We start from the raw sequence: 17,881 nt of genomic DNA on the forward strand, positions 1-17,881 counted from the left end.
GACGGCACCGGAGGCACACGCCCGCCCGGATGCCCCGCCGCCCCGGGCCGGGTACGCGGATGCTCCCGGGACGCCGGTCCAGTGCGTCCTGTCACCCCGCGTCCGACTCCGAGGCCAGCGCCCCCAGCACGGCGACGGCCTCGGCGGCCCGGCCGTGCGGGACGAAGAGGTGGTCGTGGTGGAATCCGGCCACCACGTTGCAGCTGATCCCCGCGTCGGTGAGGGCGAGGGCCACCGCCGCGGTCAGCCCCACGGCGTCCAGCGAGGAGTGCACACGGAGGGTGATCCACCCCGCCGGATAGGAGTGGTCCAGCCCGGCCGCCACGGCCTGTGCCTCCAGGAGCACCAGCGTGAGCCCCTCGGCCTCACTGACCGTGACTACGGGGGCGACTCCGGCGGGCACCACACCGTCGGTCACGGTCGCGAAGACGTAGCGGCCACGGTGCAGCTCCGGGCGCAGGTCCCTCAGCAGGGTTCGAAGATCACTCTCGACGGTCACACCCACCACGCTACCCATGGCGTGCGGTGTCGCTCGTGATGGCGGGCGACACGGGCGCGGTTGCCGCAGGAGGGCGTGCACCACTCCTGGCGCGGGCGCGGGTGCTCCTTGACGGGGAGTTCCGCTCGCCGGGGCGCCCGGCACGGGCGAAGAGCGCTCGTGCGGCGGAGCGCGGGGACCGTCGGGCGGCGAGGTCCGCGCCGTCGGGCGTCCAGCCGGCGGGGGGCCGGGAGCCGGCCGGGCAGGGCCCGGTCATCGCCGGCGTTCCTTCCCGGACGGGCCGCGGGACGCGGTGGTGCGGTCCGTCCGGGAAGGGGTGCGGTCAGCGTGTGGGCGGTTCGGCCCCGACCAGCCACATCGAGAAGAACTGCGCCCCGCCGCCGTAGGCATGGCCGAGCGCCCGCCGCGCGCCGTCCACCTGGTGCTCCCCCGCCTGTCCCCGCACCTGGAGGGCGGCCTCCGCGAAGCGGATCATTCCGGAGGCGCCGATGGGATTGGTGGAGAGCACCCCGCCCGAGGGGTTCACCGGCAGGTCGCCGTCGAGTTCGGTGGCGCCGGCCTCGGTCAGCTTCCAGCCCTCGCCCTCGTCCGCGAAGCCGAGGTTCTCCAGCCACATCGGCTCGTACCAGGAGAACGGGACGTACATCTCGACCGCGTCGATCTCCCGGCGCGGGTCGCTGATCCCGGCCTGCCGGTAGACGTCGGCCGCGCAGTCCTTGCCGGCCTGCGGCGAGACGAAGTCCTTGCCCGCGAAGAGGGTCGGTTCGCTGCGCATCGCGCCCCCGTGCACCCAGGCGGGCGGGTGCGGTGAACGGTCCGCGCCGGAGCGGTCGGTGAGGATCATCGCGCAGGCCCCGTCGGAGGACGGGCAGGTCTCCGAGTAGCGGATGGGGTCCCAGAGCATCGGTGCGGACTGGACCTTCTCCAGGGTGATGTCCGGGTCGTGGATGTGCGCGTACGGGTTCTTCAGCGCGTTGCGCCGGTCCTTGTAGGCGACGAGGGAGCCGACGGTGTCGGGCGCCCCGGTGCGCCGCATGTAGGCGCGCACGTGCGGGGCGAAGAATCCGCCCGCACCGGCCAGCAGGGGCTGCTGGAACGGGATGGGCAGCGAGAGCCCCCACATCGCGTTGGACTCCGACTGCTTCTCGAAGGCGAGGGTGAGGACGGTGCGGTGCACGCGTGCGGCCACGAGGTTCGCGGCGACGAGTGCCGTCGAGCCGCCGACCGATCCCGCGGTGTGGACCCGCAGCATCGGTTTGCCGACGGCGCCGAGGGCATCGGCGAGGTAGAGCTCCGGCATCATCACGCCCTCGAAGAAGTCGGGGGCCTTTCCGATGACCACGGCGTCGATGTCCGCCCAGGTCAGGCCCGCGTCCCGGAGGGCGGCCACGGCGGCCTCGCGGACGAGTCCGGCGAGCGAGACGTCGTGGCGGGCGGCGACGTGCTTGGTCTGGCCGATGCCGACGACGGCCACGGGCTCCTTAGGCATGGGTGCTCTCCCCTTCGAGGACGGCGACCAGGTTCTGCTGGAGGCAGGGGCCGGACGTGGCGTGGGCGAGCGCCCGGTCGGACTCACCGCGGTGGATGCGGGCGGCGGCCTCGCCGAGGCGGATCAGCCCGGCGGCCATGAGCGGATTCGCGGCGAGCGCGCCGCCGGACGGGTTGACGCTGACCTCGTCGCCGAGGCCGAGCGCCTTGCGCAGCACCACTTCCTGGGAGCTGAACGGGGCGTGCAGCTCCGCGGTGTCGACGGGCCGTTCGAAGACCCCGGCCCGTTCGGCGGCGAGCCGGGTCGACGGTGACTCGGTCAGCTCGCGCACCCCGAGACCGTGGGCCTCGATGCGGTGGTCGATGCCGCGGATCCAGGCGGGCCGCTCGCACAGCGCCCGCGCGGTGTCCCCGGCGGCGAGGATGACGGCGGCGGCGCCGTCTCCGATGGGCGGGCAGTCGCCGGTGCGCAGCGGCTGCACGAGGTAGTCCCCGGCCGGCACGGAACCGCTGAGCTGGGCGTGCGGGTTGTCCGACGCGGCCTCGCGGCTTCGGGTGGCGACGGCCGCGAGCGCGGCCTCGTCGGTGTCGCCCGCGTCGATGAGCGCCTGGGCCTGGAGCGCGGCGAGCGCGACGGAGTCGGGCCACAGCGGGGCGGTGTAGTACGGGTCGAGCTGCCGGGTGAGTACGTCGCGCACCTGGCCGGGCGAGGACTTCCCGTACGCGTAGACGAGTGCGGTGTCGGCCTCGCCGGTCTGGATCTTCACCCAGGCCTCGTACAGGGCCCAGGCCCCGTCCATCTCCACGTGGGACTCGGAGATCGGCGGGTGCGCGCCCACGCCGTCGAGCGCCATCGTGAAGGAGAAGGCGCGGCCCGCGAGGTAGTCGCTGGAGCCCGAGCAGGTGAAGCCGATGTCGCTGGTCCTGAGGCCGGTCGCGTCGAGGACCTGGTGCAGGACGGGCATCAGCATCTCGACTTCGGAGAGTTCGTCGGTGCGCCGCAGGTGGTCGGTCTGGGCGAAGGCGACGATCGCTACGTCCCGCATCTAGACCAGCTCCTTGTACGCGTCGTAGTCGGCGTCCGGTTCGCCGGTCGGCCGGTAGTGGTCGGGATGGCGGCTGCCCTCGGTCCAGACGGGCTCGACACGCAGGCCCATCCGCACCTGGTCGTACGGGATGCCGCCGATCCGTGCGTGCAGGGCGAGGTCGGCGCCGTCCAGGGCGATGTGCGCGTAGACGTAGGGAACCTCGATGTCGAGGTTCTTCGCCTTGATGTTGACGACGCAGTAGGTGGTGACCGTGCCGCGCGGTCCGACCTCGACCCGTTCGTCGGTGGCGACGCCGCAGGTGGGGCAGGCGCCGCGGGGCGGGACGTACACCTTGCGGCAGGAGGGGCAGCGCTCGCCGACGACGCGCCGGCTCTCCAGCGCTTCGAGGTAGGCGCTCTGGGCGCGGCCCGGGGAGTAGGTGTAGTCGAGGCGGGCGGGGGTGACGATGCCGGTGACCGGTTCGGTGAACTCGCCGTCGTGCGGCGCGGGTTCGCCGGGTTCACCGGCTTCGCCCGCGTACGGTTCGAAGCAGGCGATGTCCGTGATGGCGCCGGTGCGGGTCGCGGCCCAGCGGACGCGGACGCGCATTCCGGTGCGGACGGCATCGGGTCCGGGCGCGTCCAGGACGTGCAGGAGGGCGGTGTCGGCTCCGTCGAGCCGTACGAGCACCCAGGCGAAGGGGGTGTCCAGGGGCTGGTCGCGGCGGGGCCGCGGGTTCCAGGCCCAGGTGGTGACCGTGCCGGTGGCGGCGACCTCCACCAGGTCGTGGATCTCCTCCGCGGTGACGGGGTCGTACTCGACGGGCGGGACCAGGACCTTGCCGTCGCCGGTCCGTACGCCGAGCACGGTGCGTTCGCGCAGTCCGGTGAGGAAGGCGCTCTGGACCGGGCCGAGAGAGCGGGTGAAGGGGAATTCGACCACCAGCGGTGCGCTGAGGACTTCGGGCACGGTTGCCTCCTTGATTCAGGCTCGCCGGTAGACGGGCGGGCGCTTCTCGGCGAAGGCGCGGGCGCCCTCCTTGGCGTCGGCGGTGGCGAAGACGGGCCAGCCGCGTTTCAGTTCGGCGGCGAGGCCCTCGGTCTCCGTCATCTCCGCGGTCTCGTACACCGATGCCTTGACCTCTTCGACGGCGAGCGGGCCGCAGGCGTTGATCTGTTCGGCCACGGCGAGGGCCGCTTCCAGTGCGGTGCCGTCGGGGACGACCCGGCCGATCAGTCCGATCCGGGCCGCTTCCGCGGCGTCGTACGGACGGCCGGTGAGGAGCATTTCGAGTGCGTGGGTCCGGGCGATCTGGCGGGGCAGCCGTACGGTCGAGCCGCCGATGGGGAAGAGGCCGCGCCTGACCTCGAAGAGGCCGAAGGTGGCGTTCTCGCCGGCGATGCGGATGTCGGTGCCCTGGAGTATCTCGGTGCCGCCCGCCACGCAGTGCCCCTCGACGGCGGCGATGACCGGTTTGCGGGGGCGGTGGTGGCGCAGCATGGCCTTCCAGTGCAGGTCGGGGTCTGCCGTCATCCGGTCCCGGTACTGCTCGCCGTCCATGCCGTCCCCGGCGAGGGCCTTGAGGTCCATGCCGGCGCAGAAGCAGCCGCCCGCGCCGGTGAGGACGACGGAGCGGATCTCCTCGTCCGCGTCGGCGGCCAGCCAGCCGTCGTACAGGCCGACCAGCATCGGCAGCGAGAGCGCGTTCTTGCTCTCCGGCCTGTTCAAGGTGAGCACCAGTGTGGCGCCTTCGCGCCGCACGGTGAGGTGTTCCGTACCACCCATGGTCCGTCTCCCGTCTCAAGGCTGGGGAGTGTCCGCGAAGCAGCGTCGGCCGCCCGGACAACGCGAGACGGACGGGACTCCTCGAACACGACCTAGAACAGGTTGCAGTAGTTGGGGAGGCAGTTCAATAGTTTTCTGACAGGTAGTCAGTTTTCTTCACGGGCCCCCTTCCCACTTGTGGCGGTCGGCGCTCTAATGACGCCGAGCCACTCAGCAACCGGGGTCAGGAGGAACGGTGGAGTACAACCTTGCCGACCTGTTCGAATCGGTCGTCGACGCTGTCCCGGAACGCGAGGCGCTCGTCTACCTCGATCATCCCGGGACGGGCGCCGAGCGCAGGCTCACCTACGCGGAACTCGACGCCGCCGCGAACCGCGTCGCGCATCACCTGATCGAGGCCGGGATCGGCCCCGGCGAGCACCTGGGACTGCACCTGTACAACGGTGTCGAGTACCTCCAGACGGTCCTGGCCTGCCTGAAGGCGCGCATCGTGCCGGTCAACGTCAACTACCGGTACGTGGAGGAAGAGCTGGTCTACCTCTACCGGGACGCGGACCTGGCGGCGCTCGTCTTCGACGCCGAGTTCGACGAGCGCGTCGCGGCCGCCGCGCCGCAGGCGCCGAAGCTCCGCCATCTCGTCCGGGTGGGCGCGCCCGCGGAGGGGGTGCCGGGCCCGGAAGCCGTCGCGTTCGCGGCGGCCGAGGCCGCCGGGGATCCGGGGCGCGGCTTCGCACCCCGCTCGCCCGACGACCAGTTCATCATCTACACGGGCGGCACCACGGGCATGCCCAAGGGTGTGATGTGGCGCCAGGAGGACCTCTTCTTCTCCGGCCTCGGCGGCGGCGCGCCGACCGGCGAGCCGGTGAAGACCCCGCAGGAGCTGGCCGAGCGGGTGGCCGCGGGCGGGGACGGCATCACCTTCTTCCCCACTCCCCCGCTGATGCACGGCACCTCGACGCTCACGGCGTTCATCGGATTCAACTTCGGGCAGCGCGTCGTGGTGCACCGCAAGTTCGTGCCGCACGAGGTGCTCCGCACCATCGAGAAGGAGAAGGTCACCAGCGTGTCGCTGGTCGGCGACGCGATGCTGCGCCCGCTGATCGACGCACTGAAGGGGCCGCTGAAGGGCACCGACTGCTCGTCGATGTTCTCCGTCTCCAGCTCGGGCGCGGTGATGTCGGACTCGGTCCGGGCGGAGTTCCAGGCGCTGGTGCCCACGGTGATGCTGCTGAACAACTTCGGCTCCTCCGAGTCGGGTTTCAACGGCACCGCGACGGCCGACTCCGGGCCGGAGAACGGCTTCCGGCTGCGGATGAACTCACGTACGGCGGTGGTCGACCCGGCGACGTACGAGCCGGTGGAGCCGGGCGTGCCGGGGCGGATCGCGCAGCGCGGCCATGTGCCGCTCGGCTACTACAACGACCCGCGCAAGACCGCGGAGACGTTCTTCCGCAAGGGCGAGGAGCGGTGGGTGCTGCTCGGCGACATGGCGACGGTCGACGCCGACGGCATCGTCACGGTGCTCGGCCGGGGTTCGCAGTGCATCAACACCGGGGGCGAGAAGGTGTACCCGGAGGAGGTCGAGCAGGCGCTCAAGGCCCATCCGGACGTGTACGACGCACTGGTCGCCGGGGCGCCCGACTCGCGCTGGGGCAGCCAGGTCGCCGCCGTGGTGCAGCTGCGCGAGGGCGCAGAAGCCCCCTCGCTCGACGACGTCCAGGCGCACTGCCGGTCGCGGCTGGCCGGCTACAAGATCCCGCGGCACCTGGTGTTCGCCCCGGAGATCCGGCGCTCCCCCAGCGGCAAGGCCGACTACCGGTGGGCCCGCTCGGTCGTCGCGCCCACGCGTCCGGCCGACGTCTGACGGAGTGCGGGGCCCGGCACCGAATCACCCGAGTGCGCGGCCCCGCGTCCATGGCGGACGCGGGGCACGGGCGGCGGCGTAAGCCATTCGGGCATGCCCCGTACCCAACCGCTCACCCTGCGTGGCATCGGGGGGTGATCGCCCATAGCTTCGGCTCATGAGGAAACGACACTTGACATGTCTCGTGAGCATCGCAGCCGTCTCGGCCGCCGGACTGGGCACGGCCGTGCCGTCCGCGTCGGCCGCTGCCGCCGGCGGCCATGTGGTGTATCCGGGCCAGTCGATCCAGGCAGCGGTGGACGCCGCACACCCCGGTGACACCATCGTCGTCCGGCCCGGCACCTACCGCGAGAGCGTGCTGATCAGCACGCCCGGCCTGACCCTGCGCGGTTCCGGGGACCGTACGGTCATCGTGCCGGGCGCGAGCCGCGCACAGCCGGACAACGCCTGCGCGAAGGCCGGAAACGGCGTCTGCGTCCTGGGGACGGCCCAGCACACCGTGGATAACGTGTCCGTCCGGTCCATGACCGTCACGGGGTTCGCCTCGAACGGTGTGTGGGCCTCCTGGACCGACGGGCTGGAGGTCCGGGGGGTGACCGCCGGGTCGAACGGCACCTGGGGCATCGCCCAGCAGCGCTCCACCCGGTCCGACATCCGCGACAACACCGCCCGCTCCAACGGCGACGCGGGCATCTTCGTCGCCAACAGTGTCGACGAGGAGGGCGGCGCCACCGACACCCTGGGCACCCGGGTCCGGGGCAACACACTGACCGACAACCGGATCGGGTTCACCGCGCGGCGCGTGCGGAACCTGACCGTCAGCGACAACACCTTCACCGCCAACTGCAGCGGCGTGTTCGTCGTGGGCGACGAGGGGACGCCGAAGGCCGGCGCCATGACCATCCGGTCCAACCGGATCACCGGGAACAACAAGTTCTGCGCCGCCACCGACCGGCTGCCCGCGATCCAGGGCTCCGGAATCGTCCTCACCGGCACCGAGACCACCCAGGTGCGGTCCAACGTGATCCGCGACAACGTGGGTGCGACGCCGCTCTCGGGCGGCGTCGTGCTGTTCAAGAGCTTCGTCGGAGCGAAGAACACCGACAACACCATCAGCGGCAACGTGGTCACGGGCAACCAGCCGGCCGACCTGGCCGACGAGGACACCGGCACGGGCAACGACTTCACCGGCAACGTCTGCACGACGTCCGCGCCTGCCGGAATGTGCTGACCGTTGCACCCCCGTACGAGGAGAAGCGAGACGGCATGACCACCGTGAGTACCACCCCCACCCCCGCCGGCACTCCCGTCCGGCCCGTTGCCGGCCCGCAGCCCGCGATGCGGCTGCGCGAGATCGTGTTCGGCGCCGCCTGCGCCGCGGCCGTGCGCGCCGCGGCCCGGCTCGGTGTCGCCGACGCGCTGGGCGAGACGCCCGCCACCGCCGCCGAGCTGGCCGCGGTGGTGAAGGCCGAACCCGAGCCGCTGCGGCGGCTGCTGCGCGCCCTGTCCTGCTACGGCGTCTTCACCGAGACCGCGGACGGCGCGTTCGCCCACACCGAGATGTCGCGGCTGCTGCGCGAGGACGACCCGAACAGCCTCCGGTACATCTCTCTGTGGTGCACCGAGCCCTGGACCTGGGACGTCTGGCCCCGGCTGGACGACGCGGTGCGCTCCGGCGGCAACGTCTTCGAGGACGTCCACGGCAAGGAGTTCTTCGACTACCTCCACCAGGACGCGCACGAGTCGGCCCAGGTGTTCAACCGGGCCATGACGACGTCCAGCGTGCAGTCCGCGCTGGACGTCGCCGCTCTCCTCGACCTCACCGGGGTGTCCGTGGTCGCCGACATCGGCGGCGGTCAGGGGCACGTACTGGCGAGCCTGCTGGAGAAGCACCCGTCGGTGAGCGGCACCCTGATGGATCTGCCGGGGGTGGTGGCGCGGGCCGACGAACGGCTTCGGGACGGCGGCTCGCTCGCCGGCCGGGCGGCCATCGTGTCCGGGGACTGCCGTGAGGGCATCCCGGTGGCGGCCGATCTCTACATCATCAAGAACATCCTGGAGTGGGACGACGACAGCACCCGCCGGGCGTTGCGGAGCGTCGTCGCCGCGGCGCGTCCGGGGGCCCGGCTCGTCGTCATCGAGAACCTCGTCGACGACACCCCCTCGATGCGGTTCACCACCGCCATGGACCTGCTGCTGCTCCTGAACGTCGGCGGTGCCAAGCACACCCGGCAGAGCCTGGTCGACCGGCTGTCGGAGGCCGGGCTGCTGATCGGAGAGATCCGGCCGGTCAACCCCTACCTCCACGCGTTCGAGTGCGTGGTCCCGGACTGACCTTTCCGTTCCGGGCGGCACGCGAATCGCCCCGGGCCCGGCCTCACGGCCGGACCCGGGGCGATCGTCGTCGTCACGCGGAGGTGTCGCGCTCCCAGCGGTAGAACTCCTGGGCCATCGCGTCCTTCGGCCCCCGCCAGGTCTGCGGGTCGTACGGGCTGATGAAGGCGGTGAGCCGGTCGCTGAGCCCCCTGAACTCCGGGTGCTCGGTCACCTTGGCGATCTCCGGACCCGGCGGGCGCTCGGACTCGATCATGTGCAGGTAGACGTCGCCGAACTGGAACAGCTTGCGCCGGGTGACGCCGACCAGGTGCGGCAGCTCGCTGCTGTCGGAGGCGGCGAACAGTTCGGCGATGTCCGGCGCCGACTCCGGCGCCATCCGGGCGACGATCAGGGCGTGGTGCATCGGGGGATGCCTTTCTGGTACCCGGCCCGGGACCCGGCCGGAGGCCGGGTGGCCGGACCGTCGGCGGAGGGGGCGTCAGCCGGCCGTGACGGACGTCGAACGGCGCTCACGGTCGCGCTGCTCGATCTTGTCCCGGATGAGCTCCATCTGGACGCGCGAGTTGCGGTTGATGTTGTCGGTCATCCAGGCGTCGTCGACCGGGGCGTCCGGGCGCATCGCGAAGTCCTGCGTCCAGTGCATGCGGGTGCCGCCGGGGACCTCGGAGTACTCCCAGTGGATGTCCATGTGCTGGAACGGGCCCGGCTCGACGCGACGGGCCCGCACGGTGCGGCCGGGCCGGTCCGTGGTGCGCTCCGAGACCCAGCTCCACACCTTGTCGTTGTCGTCGGGATGCATGGTCAGGCGGAAGGTGGTCCGCTCGCCGTCGCGCTCGATGATCTCGACCGCGGCGTACTCGCTGAACAGGTCGGGCCAGTTCGCGAGGTCGTTGGTCATGTCCCAGACGAGGTCCAGGGGGGCGGCGATGACGATCTCGTTCTCGGTGTGTCCGGACACGTCAGGCTCCTGTCACGAGGCTGTTGTTGACGAGGTCGAGGAACTCGCGGGGCGTCCTGCACCGGTCGGCCTCGGCCGGCAGCGGCTGTCCGTGCCGGTTCTCCAGTACGCCGACGATGCCGAGGAGGCCCAGCGAGTCGAGGCCGAACTCGTCGAAGGCGGTGCCCGGGCGGTTCTCCATGTCCCGGGGGTCGACGGTCAGTCCGGCGCCCTTCTTCATCAGGACGGCGAGTTCGTCGTAGGTCAGTCGATCGGTCATGAGGGACTTCTCCTTCTCACGAGGGGTGTCGGTGGGGCGCTCACGCGCCGCGGCCGGCGGGGTGCCGCAGCACCATCGCCGCGTTCGAGCCCATGAGTCCGCGGCTGAGCACGAGCGCCGTCCGCAGTTCGGCGGTGCGGGCCCGTCCGGTGACGACATCGAGGTCGTGGCACACCTCGAAGACGTTGGGCGTGGGCGGGATCAGACCGTTCTCCATGGCGAGCACGGCAGCCGCCGCGTCCAGTACGGGCGCACCGCAGTACGCCCGTCCGATGCCCGTCTTGGGCGCGGTCACCGGTACCCGCCTGCCGTGCGGGCCGAGCGCGTCGGCCAGCGCCAGCGCCTCGGCCCGGTCCGCGGCGGGCACGCCGAGGGCGTCCGCGAAGACCACGTCGATCTCCTCGGGCGCGCAGCCGGCCTCCCGCAGCGCACCCTCGATGGCGTGGGCGAGCCCCTCGCGGGACTCCTCCCAGCGCATCGCGGTGGTGAAGGTGGCGGCGTGACCGGCGATCTCGGCCCTGACCCGGGCGCCGCGCTCCCGGGCCGCGTTCTCCTCCTCGACCACGAACATCGCGCCGCCCTCCGCGGGCACGAATCCGCAGGCGTCCGAGGTGAACGGGCGGTAGGCGCGCGTCGGGTCCTCGCCGGTGCTCAGGTCCCGGTAGCCGAGCTGGCAGACGACGGAGTAGGGCGCGAGCGGGGCCTCCGCCGCGCCGACCACCACCGCCTGGGTGCCGCGCCGGACGGACCGGGCGGCGTGGGCAATCGCGTCCAGCCCGCCGGCCTCGTCGCTGGCCACCACCGCGCACGGCCCCTTGAAGCCGCCGCGGATGGAGATCTGGCCGGTGCTCGCGGCGTAGAACCAGGCGATCGACTGGTAGGGGCCGACGTACTTGGAACCCTGGCCCCACAGCCGTTGCAGCTCGCGCTGGCCGAACTCGCCGCCGCCGGAGCCCGCGGCGGTCACCACGCCCACGCTGAACGGCGCGTCCTCGTAGTCCGCACGGCCCAGCCGGGCGTCGTCCAGGGCCATGTCGGCCGCGGCCATCGCGAAGTGCGTGAACCGGTCGGTCTGGACGAGGTAGCGCTCCTCGATCAGGCTGACCGGGTCGAAGCCCCTGACCTCTCCCGCGATGTGCAGCGGCAGCTGCTCGCACCCTTCGCGGGTGACGCGGTCGAGCACGCTCATGCCCTCTTGCGTCCGCTTCCAGAAGGTCCCGGCGTTCGTGCCGTTGGGGGCGACGACGCCGATGCCGGTGACGACGGTGCGCCGGTCCTCTCGGGTGCTCATGGTGTCCTCCCACCGGTTCTGGTCAGGGCCACCGCGGACTGGAAGCCACCGAAGCCGCTGCCGACGGACAGGACGCTGCGCAGCTTCAGCGGGCGGGCGGTGCGCGGGACGTAGTCGAGGTCGCACTCGGGGTCCGGGGACTCGTAGTTCGCCGTCGGCGGAACCGTCTGGTGGACCAGCGCGAGTACGCAGGCCGCGATCTCTATCGCCCCGATCGCCCCGAGGGAGTGGCCGACCATCGACTTGATGGAGCTCATCGGTACGTCGTGGGCGTGCGCACCGAGGGCCCGCTTCACCGCGGCGGTCTCGTGCCGGTCGTTCTGCTTGGTGCCCGAGCCGTGCGCGTTGACGTAGTCGATGTCCGAGGCGGCGATCCCGGCGTGGCCGAGCGCCCGGTTGATGGCCTCGGCCATCTCCAGGCCCTCCGGGGTCAGCCCGGTCATGTGGTAGGCGTTGCCGAAGGTCGCGTAGCCCGCGATCTCGCAGTACACCGTCGCCCCGCGGGCGCGGGCGTGCTCCAGCTCCTCCAGGACCAGCACAGCGCCGCCCTCACCCATCACGAAGCCGTCGCGGCGGGAGTCGAAGGGCCGGGAGGCGTGTTCCGGGTCCTCGTTGTTGGCCGAGGTCGCCTTGATCGCGTCGAAGCACGCCACCGTGATCGGGGTGATCGGGGAGTCCGACGCCCCGGCGATGCAGACGTCGACGCGGCCTTCCTCGATGGAGTGGAAGGCGTAGCCGATCGCGTCGAGGCCCGAGGTGCAGCCCGTCGAGACGGTCTGCACCGGACCGTGCGCCCCGACCTGCTCGGCGACGGCGGAGGCCAGTGAACTGGGTGAGAAGGCCCGCTCCAGATGCGGCCCGGCCGGGCGGTGGTCGACGTCCCAGCGTGCGCCGCTGCCGCTGACGGCGACGTAATCGTGCTCCAGCCGGGTGGTTCCGCCGACCGCGGTGCCGAGCGAGACGCCCATCCGCCAGGGGTCGGTGCGCTCCTGGTCGAGGCCCGCGTCGGCGAGTGCCTCGCGGGCGGCGACCATCGCGAACTGGACGTACCGGTCCGCGCGGGCCACCTCCTCCTCGTCCAGTCCGTACGCGGCCGGGTCGAAGTCGCACTCGGCCGCGATCCGGGACCGGAAGCCCGCCGGGTCGAAGAGCGTGATGCCGCGTGTCGCCGTGCGGCCGTTGGCGAGAAGGTCCCAGAAGGCCGGTGTGCCGATCCCGCCCGGCGCGACGACCCCGACACCGGTGACCGCCACGCGCCGGGTCATGAGGCTGCCTCGGTTCGTTCTGGCGGCGCGCCCCGCTCGGCGCACTCGGTGTGCTCGGTGTCGACGTGGCCGAGCTCCGGGCGGGGGGCGAGCGGCCCCAGGTGGAAGACCATGCGCGCCTCGATGTCGCCGACGTTGCGGAAACGGTGCCGGACGTTCGGGGGGATGAGCAGCCCCTGGTCGGGCCGCATCGCGTGCGGTTCACCGTCCAGGTCGACCTCCAGGAGCCCGTTCACGACGTACACGAACTCCTCCGAGTACGGGTGGTAGTGCTCGCCGATGCGGTCTCCGGGCTGAACAATGGCCAGTCCCATGAAGCCGCTGGTGGCTCCCACCGCCGTCGGGGTGAGCAGAGCGCGCAGGTCACCTCCGCGCCTGCGGTTGGGCTGGGTTTCGCTGAGGTCCACGATGCGTGGCCGGTGCATGGTCATGACTGTTTTCCTCCTGGCGCGTTGCGCGTGGTGTCGACGGGTCGGGCGAGAACCCCCCAGGGTGCCGATCCGCGGTTCAGGACTCCGCGGCCCGGCGGTCGGTGATCAGGTGCATCTCGGCGCGGGCGAGGAAGCGCGCGGCGTCCTGGTCGCTGGTCGGCACGGCGTTCGCCTCCCCGTCGAGGAGGCGGGCGAGCCTGGCGGCCTTGCCGGGGCCGTGGATGCCGAGCGAGCGGTCGGGCTGTGCGTCGAGCGGTCCGTCCACCTCCAGGAGGCGGACGACGATGTCGTCGCGCTGGAAGATCGTGCTGCTGTCGATGGGGCTGCCGGCGTCGTCGGCCTCCTCCTCGTCGTGCTCCGCCAGCAGCCGGGCCAGGGCCATGCCGCAGCCCTCCTTGGCCTGGTAGAACAACGCGTGGCGCTTGAGGTCCCGGTCGGCGTGGCGGCCCGTCGTCACGTGGTGGACGGTGGGCAGCGCCGCCCGGGTGAAGAACATCCGGGCGGAGTCGGGGTCGGACAGGTCGCGGTCCTGCTCCAGGTACGGGTTGATCGCCTCCTCGACGGCCCGGACCTCCGGCTGCCGGGAGACATGGCGCAGGGCCGCGAGGAGGTCGCCCTCGACCTCGACCGCGCGCACCACCCGGTTGCCGTGCATGAACAGCGAGGTGCGGCGCAGCCGGGTGTGCTCGTCGACCCGTGCCTTCGGGGAGTCGTACTCGGCGAGGAGCTTCGCGACGATCTCCTCGGTACCCGGCCGGACCGTGAAGGTCAGCGCGTGGCGCACCACTCCGTCGCCGAGGCGGGGCGCGGCCTGGAGGCCGCCCTTGAGGGGCTCGAAGCTCTCCTCGAAGGCGGCGCCGGTCTCCCGCAGGACGCTGAAGCGCAGCGACCGGGTGTCGCGCACGCAGCTGTGCAGGGGCTGGACGGTGGCGACGTGGTCCTCGCTGTTGACCCAGGCGAGGAAGGGCGGCGCGCTCTCCCACTCGCTGGTGATGAGCCACTGGGACGGGTTCTCGATGGACTGGCACAGCTGGTCGCTGATGTGGCCGGGGATGGAGGCCACCTGGTTGCGCATGTGCTCGTAGGCCTCCAGGAACTGCTTCTGGGCGCCGTCGTGCAGGTCAAGCAGCAGGATGACCCGCAGCCTTGATCCGTCGAAGGCGGACTGGGAGGTCCGTTCCGAGAGGGTGGTGGTCATCTTGCGAACTCCTTCGAGACGGTGGGGCGGCCCGGCCTTCCGGTTCTGGGTAACCGGTGGCTGTCGAGTGGGATCGGAGCGGGGAGTCTCCCGGCGGATGCGCACGGTCCGCCCCGGACCGCGGGCGTCGTCTCCGTCACCGATCGTGAAACGCTGGTCCGCCCGACGCGAGATTTATGAACCGTTCAGGTGAGCGGGCGTCCGAACCGCTCGGACCAGGGCATGGACATTGCATCTGTACGGCGTCCGAGCTGGAGCAACTGATGAATGAGAACGTCGACCTCCACGTACCGGTCCTCATCGTGGGCGGCTCCCTGGTGGGCCTGTCCGCGTCCCTTTTCCTCGGCCGGCTCGGCGTCGAGCATCTGCTGGTCGAGAAGCACGCCGCCACCTCGACACACCCACGCGGTCGCGGCAACAACGTGCGCACGATGGAGGTCTTCCGCCGGGCGGGGGTGGAGGAGCGGATCCGGGCGGCCGCGTCGGTGCTGGCGGAGAATCACGGCATTCTGCAGGCCGGATCGCTGACCGGTGACGACCAGGAGTGGCTGTTCAAGGAGATCGACCCGGGGGGCGCGCTGGCCCGCTTCAGCCCGACGGGCTGGTGCCTGTGCAGCCAGAACGACCTGGAGCCGGTGCTGCTGGACCGGGCCCGGGAGCAGGGCGGCGACCTGCGGTTCTCCACCGAGCTGCTCTCGTTCGACCCGGACGGCTCCGGAGTCGGGGCGGTCCTGAAGAACCGGGAGACCGGGGAGCACACCACGGTGCGGGCGGACTACCTCATCGCCGCCGACGGCCCGCGCAGCCCGGTCCGCGAGCAGCTGCGCATCGGCCGTTCGGGGGCCGGCGACCTGTTCCACAACGTGAGTATCACCTTCCGTTCCCGCCGGCTCGCCGAGGTGCTCGGTGACCGGCGCTTCATCGTGTGCTACCTGACCGGTCCGGAGGCGGACGGCGCCCTGCTGCCGGTGGACAACGTGGAGCAGTGGGTGTTCCACGCCCCGTGGCAGCCCGACCGGGGCGAGACGCTGGAGGACTTCACGGACGAGCGGTGCGCCGAGCACATCCGCAAGGCGGTCGGGGACCCGGACATCGACGTGGAGATCACCGGCAAGGCGCCGTGGCACGCGGCGGAGCGGGTGGCGGACCGCTACTCACGGGGCCGGGTGTTCCTCGCCGGTGACTCGGCGCACGAGATGTCGCCCACCGGGGCGTTCGGCTCCAACACCGGTATCCAGGACGCGCACAACCTGGCGTGGAAACTCGCCGCCGTGCTGCGCGGCGAGGCGGGGCCGGGTCTGCTGGACACGTACGGGGCGGAGCGGCTGCCGGTGGCGCGGGCGACGAGCGAGCGGGCCTCTGCGCGTTCCGGCGAGCACAGCCACCCCGGGTACGCGCCGCCGCCGACCGTGGGCGGCGGCAAGCGCGGCGGAATGCTGAACGTGGCGCTGGGCTACCGCTATGTGGACGGTGCGGTGCTGGGCGTCGCCCCGGATCAGCCGGTGGTGCCGCAGGGGATGCAGCTGACGGGTGAACCGGGCAGCCGCGCACCGCACTTGTGGGTCCGGCGGGCGGGAGAGCGGATCTCCACCCTGGATCTCTACGAGCGGTCGTTCGTGCTGCTCGCCGATGGCGCGGACGTGGCGTGGCGGCGGGCGGCGGCGCGGGTCGGTGACCAACTGGGCGTGCGTCTGGACGCGTTCGGCATCGGCACCGGTCCCGGCGGCGATCTGGAGCCGGAGGCCGGTGCCGACTGGGCCGGGGCGCACGGAACGAGCACCGACGGCGCCGTGCTGGTCCGCCCCGACGGGTTCGTCGCCTGGCGCTCGGAGTCGGGCGTCGAGGACGCGGAGGCGACGCTGCTCGACGTCATGGTGTCGCTGCTGCGCCGGGGCTGACGCGGCGGGCCGCCCTGTGCCGCGCCGTCAGGCCAGGCCGAACGACCGGAGGGCCGCGAGGTACTCCTGTGGCCGTTCGGTGTGCACGAGATGGCCGGCGTCGATGGTGACGAGCGTGCAGCCGGGGATCCACCGGGCCATCCGGGCGAGGTCCTCCTGGTCGATCTGGCTGCTCGGACCGCCGCCGATGACCAGGGTGGGCGCGGTGATCCCGCCGAGGCGTTCACGGCTCGCCGGATCGGGGTCGTTGAGCTGGGCGTTGATGGCCGGCACCACGGGCCAGTCGAAGCCGAGCTCCCCTTCGGGGCGTTCGGCGGGGCCGCGGGGCGGGTCGAGGGGGAAGGGCGGCGGGGCCTCCTCCAGGACGAGCCGGCCGATGAGTCCGGGCTGCCGCGCGGCGAGCAGACAGGCCGCGGCGCCGCCCATGGAGTGCCCGACGACCGTGGCGCCGGAGAGGTTGCGGGCCTCCAGGAACGCGTGCAGATCGTCGCGGAACAGCTCGAAGGAGTAGCGGCCCGGCCAGTCGCTGAGTCCGTGGCCGCGGAAGTCGAAGGCGTACACGCGGTGCTGGGCTGCCAGCTCCGCGGCGATCGATGTCCAGGTGCGGCTGTCGCCGCAGCGTCCGTGCACCAGGACGACCGGCGGCGCGGACGGGTCTCCCCACACCCGGTAGGCGAGCCGTATCCCGCCGGCCTGCACGCTGTGCACGTCCGGGTCCAGGAAGGCGGTGACGGTACGGGCGAAGGCCCCCGGGTCGTCGAGCCACGGGAAGTGTCCGGCGCCGCGCTGTACGGCGAACTCGGCGTTCGGGAAGAGCGCGGCCAGTTCGGCGGCGCGGTCGGGGGTGGTCACACCGTCGTACTCTCCGGCGAGGACGAGCACCGGGGCGGGCAGTTCGCGCAGGGCGGCGACCGTCGTGACCGGATCGAACGCGCCCTGCCCGTAATAGCCCTGGGCGGCAGGTGCGTTGATCTGCGCCGAGGACGACGCGGCGTGGTCCCGCGCGGCGTCGTCCCAGCGTCCGTAGAGGAACGGCCGTGCGGCGGCCCGGAGTTCGTCCGTGAGGTGTCCCGCCCAGATCTCCTCCAGGGCCGGGAGCGCTTCCTCGTACCACGGCTCCGTGCGGCGCAGCCCGGCGGCCTCCCGGGCCTCGCGTTCGGCGAACCCGAATCCTGCGGCGCGTGTTCCGGGTGCGATGAGGAGCAGGCTGCGCAGCGCCCGTGGGTACCGCGCGGCGTAGAGCGCGGCGAGGTCACCCGCGGCCGAGTGGGCGAGGAGATCGATGTGTTCCAGTCCCAGGTGCTCGCGCAGTGCCTCGACATCGTCGACCAGCCGGTCGCAGCGGTAGGTGGCGGGGTCGTCCGGTACGGCGGAGTCCCCGGTGCCCCGCAGGTCGAGCAGCACCAGTTGCCGCCGGCCGTCGAGCCCGCCCAGGCGTCCGAGATAGGCACTGGCCCGCATGGCCCCGCCCGGCAGGCAGATCAGGGGGGTGCCCTGCCCCTCCAGGTGGTACGCGAGCTCGGTTCCGTCGTACGTGTGGAAAGTCGGCATGGAACCATCCAAACAGCGCCGACCGGGTG

The 17,881-nt window shown here is 72.1% G+C and carries 18 protein-coding genes; 4 read left to right on the forward strand and 14 right to left on the reverse strand.

The window, feature by feature from the left end:
• Positions 1-91 precede the first annotated feature (91 nt).
• The 6 genes from ACIO3R_RS20360 to ACIO3R_RS20385 are packed head-to-tail and all read right to left on the reverse strand — an operon-like array spanning position 92 to position 4,800.
• A complete protein-coding gene (locus ACIO3R_RS20360; protein WP_385029719.1) occupies positions 92-499 on the reverse strand; it encodes an ACT domain-containing protein in 408 nt (135 codons plus the stop codon).
• The gene (locus ACIO3R_RS20365) at positions 496-855 is read right to left on the reverse strand and encodes a CGNR zinc finger domain-containing protein (RefSeq protein WP_402107400.1); all 360 of its coding nucleotides are present in this window, start codon (positions 853-855) and stop codon (positions 496-498) included. Before ACIO3R_RS20365 ends, ACIO3R_RS20360 begins: the two co-directional genes overlap by 4 nt.
• Positions 822-1,988, reverse strand: a complete 1,167-nt coding sequence (locus tag ACIO3R_RS20370) for a thiolase domain-containing protein (protein ID WP_385029713.1) — start codon at positions 1,986-1,988, stop codon at positions 822-824. Before ACIO3R_RS20370 ends, ACIO3R_RS20365 begins: the two co-directional genes overlap by 34 nt.
• Positions 1,981-3,033: a thiolase domain-containing protein gene (locus ACIO3R_RS20375; RefSeq protein ID WP_402107402.1), complete on the reverse strand. Its 1,053-nt coding sequence runs from the start codon at positions 3,031-3,033 to the stop codon at positions 1,981-1,983. The genes ACIO3R_RS20370 and ACIO3R_RS20375 overlap by 8 nt, the downstream gene beginning before the upstream one ends.
• Positions 3,034-3,984, reverse strand: coding sequence for a Zn-ribbon domain-containing OB-fold protein (locus ACIO3R_RS20380; RefSeq protein WP_385029707.1), 951 nt, complete (start codon positions 3,982-3,984; stop codon positions 3,034-3,036). It abuts the gene before it with no gap.
• A gap of 15 nt (positions 3,985-3,999) precedes the next feature.
• A complete protein-coding gene (locus tag ACIO3R_RS20385; protein ID WP_402107405.1) occupies positions 4,000-4,800 on the reverse strand; it encodes a crotonase/enoyl-CoA hydratase family protein in 801 nt (266 codons plus the stop codon).
• A gap of 235 nt (positions 4,801-5,035) precedes the next feature.
• On the opposite strand from ACIO3R_RS20385, the gene ACIO3R_RS20390 reads away from it, so the two are divergent.
• The 3 genes from ACIO3R_RS20390 (at position 5,036) to ACIO3R_RS20400 (ending at position 8,998) form a co-directional block, all read left to right on the forward strand.
• The gene (locus ACIO3R_RS20390) at positions 5,036-6,664 is read left to right on the forward strand and encodes an acyl-CoA synthetase (protein WP_402107407.1); all 1,629 of its coding nucleotides are present in this window, start codon (positions 5,036-5,038) and stop codon (positions 6,662-6,664) included.
• Between the two features lie 157 nt (positions 6,665-6,821).
• Positions 6,822-7,895, forward strand: coding sequence for a nitrous oxide reductase family maturation protein NosD (locus tag ACIO3R_RS20395; protein ID WP_402107410.1), 1,074 nt, complete (start codon positions 6,822-6,824; stop codon positions 7,893-7,895).
• Positions 7,896-7,930: 35 nt separating this feature from the next.
• Positions 7,931-8,998, forward strand: a complete 1,068-nt coding sequence (locus tag ACIO3R_RS20400) for a methyltransferase (RefSeq protein ID WP_385029698.1) — start codon at positions 7,931-7,933, stop codon at positions 8,996-8,998.
• Between the two features lie 73 nt (positions 8,999-9,071).
• On the opposite strand, the gene ACIO3R_RS20405 is transcribed toward ACIO3R_RS20400, so the two are convergent.
• The 7 genes from ACIO3R_RS20405 to ACIO3R_RS20435 form a co-directional block, all read right to left on the reverse strand.
• On the reverse strand, positions 9,072-9,404 hold the full coding sequence (locus ACIO3R_RS20405) for a TcmI family type II polyketide cyclase (RefSeq protein ID WP_362959280.1): 333 nt from the start codon (positions 9,402-9,404) through the stop codon (positions 9,072-9,074).
• Positions 9,405-9,479: 75 nt separating this feature from the next.
• Positions 9,480-9,959 carry an SRPBCC family protein gene (locus ACIO3R_RS20410; protein WP_385029695.1) on the reverse strand — a complete coding sequence of 160 codons (480 nt, stop codon included), beginning with the start codon at positions 9,957-9,959 and terminating at the stop codon, positions 9,480-9,482.
• A gap of 1 nt (position 9,960) precedes the next feature.
• Positions 9,961-10,218, reverse strand: a complete 258-nt coding sequence (locus ACIO3R_RS20415) for an acyl carrier protein (RefSeq protein WP_385029692.1) — start codon at positions 10,216-10,218, stop codon at positions 9,961-9,963.
• Between the two features lie 40 nt (positions 10,219-10,258).
• Entirely contained in the window at positions 10,259-11,509 is a 1,251-nt protein-coding gene (locus ACIO3R_RS20420) for a beta-ketoacyl synthase N-terminal-like domain-containing protein (protein WP_385029689.1), read from the reverse strand.
• Positions 11,506-12,774, reverse strand: a complete 1,269-nt coding sequence (locus tag ACIO3R_RS20425) for a beta-ketoacyl-[acyl-carrier-protein] synthase family protein (RefSeq protein ID WP_385029687.1) — start codon at positions 12,772-12,774, stop codon at positions 11,506-11,508. The genes ACIO3R_RS20420 and ACIO3R_RS20425 overlap by 4 nt, the downstream gene beginning before the upstream one ends.
• Positions 12,771-13,205 carry a cupin domain-containing protein gene (locus ACIO3R_RS20430; protein ID WP_363021907.1) on the reverse strand — a complete coding sequence of 145 codons (435 nt, stop codon included), beginning with the start codon at positions 13,203-13,205 and terminating at the stop codon, positions 12,771-12,773. The genes ACIO3R_RS20425 and ACIO3R_RS20430 overlap by 4 nt, the downstream gene beginning before the upstream one ends.
• A 76-nt stretch (positions 13,206-13,281) precedes the next feature.
• A complete protein-coding gene (locus tag ACIO3R_RS20435) occupies positions 13,282-14,403 on the reverse strand; it encodes a SchA/CurD-like domain-containing protein (protein ID WP_385029684.1) in 1,122 nt (373 codons plus the stop codon).
• Positions 14,404-14,666: 263 nt separating this feature from the next.
• On the opposite strand from ACIO3R_RS20435, the gene ACIO3R_RS20440 reads away from it, so the two are divergent.
• A complete protein-coding gene (locus ACIO3R_RS20440) occupies positions 14,667-16,301 on the forward strand; it encodes an FAD-dependent oxidoreductase (protein WP_385029681.1) in 1,635 nt (544 codons plus the stop codon).
• A 27-nt stretch (positions 16,302-16,328) separates the two neighbouring features.
• Here the strand turns inward: ACIO3R_RS20440 and ACIO3R_RS20445 are convergent, their stop codons facing one another.
• Positions 16,329-17,852 carry an alpha/beta fold hydrolase gene (locus tag ACIO3R_RS20445; RefSeq protein ID WP_402107417.1) on the reverse strand — a complete coding sequence of 508 codons (1,524 nt, stop codon included), beginning with the start codon at positions 17,850-17,852 and terminating at the stop codon, positions 16,329-16,331.
• Between the last annotated feature and the right edge of the window lie 29 nt (positions 17,853-17,881).

This window comes from Streptomyces sp. NPDC087428 (assembly GCF_044744085.1).
GTDB lineage: Bacteria > Actinomycetota > Actinomycetes > Streptomycetales > Streptomycetaceae > Streptomyces.